This is a genomic window from Streptomyces sp. NPDC037301 (assembly GCF_055602785.1).
In genome coordinates this window covers 1-4,182 of sequence record NZ_JBVJWD010000137.1, presented here as the reverse complement: position 1 = coordinate 4,182, position 4,182 = coordinate 1, and the positions used below count along the sequence as shown (strand labels likewise).

General features: G+C 66.2%; 5 protein-coding genes. 3 read left to right on the top strand and 2 right to left on the bottom strand.

The window, feature by feature from the left end; genetic code table 11:
• The first annotated feature begins 241 nt into the window (after nucleotides 1-241).
• Both ACZ7IB_RS48785 and ACZ7IB_RS48780 read left to right on the top strand, forming a co-directional pair.
• Nucleotides 242-430, top strand: coding sequence for a MazG-like family protein (locus ACZ7IB_RS48785; RefSeq protein ID WP_470921797.1), 189 nt, complete (start codon nucleotides 242-244; stop codon nucleotides 428-430).
• Between the two features lie 192 nt (nucleotides 431-622).
• On the top strand, nucleotides 623-1,072 hold the full coding sequence (locus ACZ7IB_RS48780) for an NUDIX domain-containing protein (RefSeq protein ID WP_470921795.1): 450 nt from the start codon (nucleotides 623-625) through the stop codon (nucleotides 1,070-1,072).
• Between the two features lie 236 nt (nucleotides 1,073-1,308).
• Here ACZ7IB_RS48780 and ACZ7IB_RS48775 read toward each other — a convergent pair whose 3' ends face one another.
• On the bottom strand, nucleotides 1,309-2,475 hold the full coding sequence (locus tag ACZ7IB_RS48775; RefSeq protein WP_266695534.1) for an IS630 family transposase: 1,167 nt from the start codon (nucleotides 2,473-2,475) through the stop codon (nucleotides 1,309-1,311).
• Nucleotides 2,476-2,560: 85 nt separating this feature from the next.
• Here ACZ7IB_RS48775 and ACZ7IB_RS48770 point away from each other — a divergent pair, with 85 nt between their 5' ends.
• A complete protein-coding gene (locus tag ACZ7IB_RS48770; protein WP_266497775.1) occupies nucleotides 2,561-2,887 on the top strand; it encodes a hypothetical protein in 327 nt (108 codons plus the stop codon).
• A 202-nt stretch (nucleotides 2,888-3,089) separates the two neighbouring features.
• Here ACZ7IB_RS48770 and aac(3) read toward each other — a convergent pair whose 3' ends face one another.
• Nucleotides 3,090-3,938, bottom strand: a complete 849-nt coding sequence (gene aac(3) / locus ACZ7IB_RS48765) for an aminoglycoside 3-N-acetyltransferase (protein WP_266497772.1) — start codon at nucleotides 3,936-3,938, stop codon at nucleotides 3,090-3,092.
• Nucleotides 3,939-4,182: the final 244 nt, after the last annotated feature.

Genomic DNA, 4,182 nt, shown 5'->3' with positions numbered 1-4,182 from the left:
AGCTACCTTGCCGGCCTCCACCTGCGCGCCTCGATAATCTGGATCAAAGACCTCACCCCGACCATCCGGTGATCACGACTCGATACACGCCCTAGGGCACCTGCTCTACCGCTGCTGGAGGGGTCTTGGAGATCGGAGCTGCCCAGAAGCTCGCCTGGGAGAACAAGACCCTCAAGGGGTTCAACACCACCGACGTGCCTTGGAGTTCGGTCTCCTCACGGCTGAAGTCGGTGAAGCCTTCATGGCTTGGCGCAAAGGGCTGCCCGATCTCGGGGAAGAGCTGGCCGACGTCTTCCTCTACCTGACCGCCTTGGCGGAAATGAACGGGCTGGACCTCGAAGCAGAAGTGGCCCGGAAGGTCGAGAAGAACGAGCGGCGTACGTACGAGCGCAATGAACACGGAGCGCAGATCAGGACGAGCGGCGACTGAAGTCTTCCCTCGCTGAACCTTAAGAACTCGCAACACGTTCCGCCCAGGACTACCCAGGCACCTCGTTCCGTCCGGCATTCATCGCCGATTCCTTCCTGAAACAGAGCCCCGCGCAGGGGTTTTCGTCGCCGACGGCCTTGAGTCGGCCTGCTGCCGTGCCTGTGGTCCTGTGGCCGACGGCGACAGCTGAACATGACCGGGGACCCGTGGGTCGTCTGCGCCGCGCGCGCTCGGAGTCCGCCTAGGGTGGGACGAGTGAGCCATAGTGAGCTTGGTCAGATGGTTTTGAGTGAGGCGGCCTCCGACGCTCGTCTTGCTGCGCTGGAGTTCGACGGGGCACGGGCCTGGCTGGAGGAGGCCCGGCGACATCCGATGGAGCCTCTTTCGGCTGAGGTCTGGGTAATCGATCACGGCTTCGGGCACGTCCTGTTGGTCAAGCACCGTGTTCGCGGCTGGGTACCGCCAGGCGGAAAGGTGGATCCGGGCGAGATGCCGCGAGATGCGGCGGTGCGTGAGCTGCTGGAGGAGACTGGGCCTGCGGGCCGAACTGCTGCCCGAGCCCGCAGCCGTAGCGGTCCGTTCCTACCGGGCCGACTGGTCTCCGACTCTCGGGCTGTCCGACGCTGCGATTGTCGGCCGTGAGCTGCCGCTCGGCGGTGAGAAGGGCCAGCCGGCGGCGCGGATCAGCCTCGACGAGGGTCAGAAGGTGCGGAAACTCCGGTGTGGCCCCGACCTAGGAGGCGGTCTGTCGGATTCCCCCACTCGATCCGTCCGCTTCGCTTCTCCTGTCCTCTCTGCGCTCGGCATACTGAATGCTTGGTCCGGCCAGGCGGCCCCGGCGACTAAGTGGTCGAGTTCGTAAGTCCTTCGGGGGTTGATCATGCTGCCAGCGCGACGGAGGATTCTTCTGGGTGATCGGCGGTGTGCCGGTCGAGCCTGGCCAGCAGATCGTCCAGGTCGGAGGTGGTGAACTTCCACTGGAACGGCTGCGCCGTGGCGTTGTAGCGGTCTTCGAAGGCTCGGAGCCGGTCCCGGATCTCGCCGAGGTCCGTGAAGTCGTTGGGCGAGACGACCTTGCGCTGGACGATCGAGAAGAAGATCTCGATCTGGTTGGTCCACGAGGCGTGGACGGGGGTGTGGACCATGACAGCGTTGGGGAAGGTGCTGGTCAGACGGTCGATAGCGGTCTTCCCTCGGTGGGAGGAGCCGTTGTCGACGATCCAGAAGACGTGTTTCGCGCTGGCGTAGGGCTCTTCGCTCATGACCTGGATGACCAGGTTCATGAAGGGCACGATGCCGGTGGTGGCTTCAGTGCGGCCGAACACCTTGGCTCGGTGGACGTCGTAGGCAGCCAGGTAGGCCAGGGCGCCACCGCGGTCGTATTCGTGGTTGATGCGCATCGCCCGGGCCTGGCCGGGGGCCAGGGTGGGGTGGCAACGGCAGCGGGCCTGGACGGAGGTCTTCTCGTCCGCACAGACCACGTACTCGTCCCTGCCCAGCGGGACGCCGTCGGAGATGCGGGCGTACAGGTCCATGATGCGGCCGGCCTTGGCGCGGAAGTCCGGGTCACGGATGAAGATCCACGACTGGTACTGCCAGGGCTTGAGCGCGTCGTCAGCCAGCCAGCGCCGCACAGTCGAGGCGGAGATCGATCTGGCAATGGCCCGGGCGACCACCTCTCGGGCCAGTTCCGGACATGACCAGCGAGCGAGCGGCGTGCCGGTTTCGGCAGGCAGTTGGCAGGCCAGAGCTTTGGTCTCGGCGACCTGCAGCGCGGTGAACATTGGCGGGCGGCCGGTGCGTTCGCGGTCAGACAGCCCGGACAGGCCGTGCTCGGCGAACCGGCCCCGCCAGGTGCGGACCGTGTCGAGATGCAGCCGCGTCTCGCGGGCGATGTGCGCGTTGGACCGTCCACGCGCCGCATGCAGCACCACCTGCGCGCGCATCCGCAGCCGGTACTCGGTTTTGTGGCCGTAGGCCATCTGCTTCAGCCGTTCGCGATCGGCAGCACGCAGGACTATCGGACGGGCACGGGCAACAGGCAAGGCAGACAGGCCGATCAGGAGAAGTGGATCAACAGGTCATAGCCTGCCGCACCCGGCAACCGGCCCCTCGGGCAGGATGGGCGCCATGCCCACGCCCTCGGAACACACCCGCCTCTCCCTGGAAGCGCGCCTCGACGAGCAGGCCCGCACCGCCTGGCCCCAGCTGAAGCAGCTGCACGTCCGCCACCGCGGAGCCTTCGCCTATGTGGAGGCCGAACTGGCCGACAGCGAACGGGTCAAACTGATGAGGCTGCGCTACACCGGAGCCGTCGGCAGATGGGGCTTCGCCCTCTACCTGGCCAGCAGCGACCGCTACGAGGACTCCATGCTGCCCACCGGCAGCCCCACGGGCACCCCCGCAGACGCACTCGACTGCGCCTGCCGGCTCCACCTCACCGCACCCGGCACCTGACCAGACGCCAGCCACAACACCCCCTCCCCCCGCCGTCAACTCCCGAAGGACTTCCGGAACGCGAGGGCCACTCGGGTATCGAGAACGGGGACCTCACTGCTCCGTTCATGTACCCCTTCGGGCGGACTGACCGGCCCTTGGCTGCTCTGGCTGTGGTTCTTGATCACAGCGGGCCGGAGACGTGCGGATACCTCTGCTGCGTCTACCTGTTCAGTTTGTGTTCGATCCAGGAAGTGGCGAAGTCGATGACTTCCGCGGCCTCGAACAGATGACTCTCAGCAGCGCCGACTCTGCCCTGCCGGCCGATTCCCGCGGTGAGCATGTCCCGGGCGATCGCTTCGAACGGCTCTTGCCCCTCGGACACCACTGCCGAGTAGTCGAAGGCCCCGTCCTCCGAGTCGATGTCGTGGAAGCGGCGCCAGACCCGCTGACCTTGCACAAGGATGGGCTGTTCGTAGTCCACGAACCGCTTGCCGGGGGCCTTGGCAAGCGCCTCGGCGTGGTGCAGCAGAGTCATGGTGTCCAAGGGAGCGCCGAGCAGAAGGACCCGGCCGCTGCGGGCGACCAACCGTGCAAGGGGGCTGTCAGGGCCATGGGGGTCGTCCCAGGAGTGGTCGGCCATCAGCTCGGCTGCTGCCGCTCCCAAGGCCGCGAAACTGGCATCCGGATGACGGCTGCGAACGGCTCCGGGCCAGCGGCGCAGTGCTTCGGGGAGGCGGCCGTTGTTGTGGTCTGCCTCGCTGAGGTCGGGGTCGTAAGCGGGATGTTCCGCACGCAGGGCGGACTGCCAACCCTGTGGCCACGTGACGAAGTCATAGGGGGGCGCGTCATTCCAGCCGCAGGTCACCATGAGGGTTCCCTGCGGTCCGACCACGTCATGGAGGGCGCCGATGATGGTCTGCGGTCCTCCGGCCACGTAGCCGATGGCGGACATGCGGGTGTGGAACATGACGATGTCGCCGTCTGCGAGGCCGAGGGCAGCCAGGTCACGGCTGATCCGGCTTCGGACTACGGGACCGCCGGAGCGCTCGAGCAAGTTCATTTCGTCCATGATCGCGAACCTATCCCTGAGCCACGTATCCCGGGCAACCGAATTGATGCCTTTTGGCCAGCGGTTCTCGATGTCGTCCGGGGCGGGCGCGCAGAGTCAGCGGCGCCCACGACCGGCCCCAGAGTCAACCCCCGAAGGACTTACGAACTCGACCACTAAGCCTCGATCCACCGACGTGCTCTGAAGATGATCTCTTGATCGTTTGGTGAGCTGGTTTCGGTCGGTGGTCGTGGGTGGGCAGGTT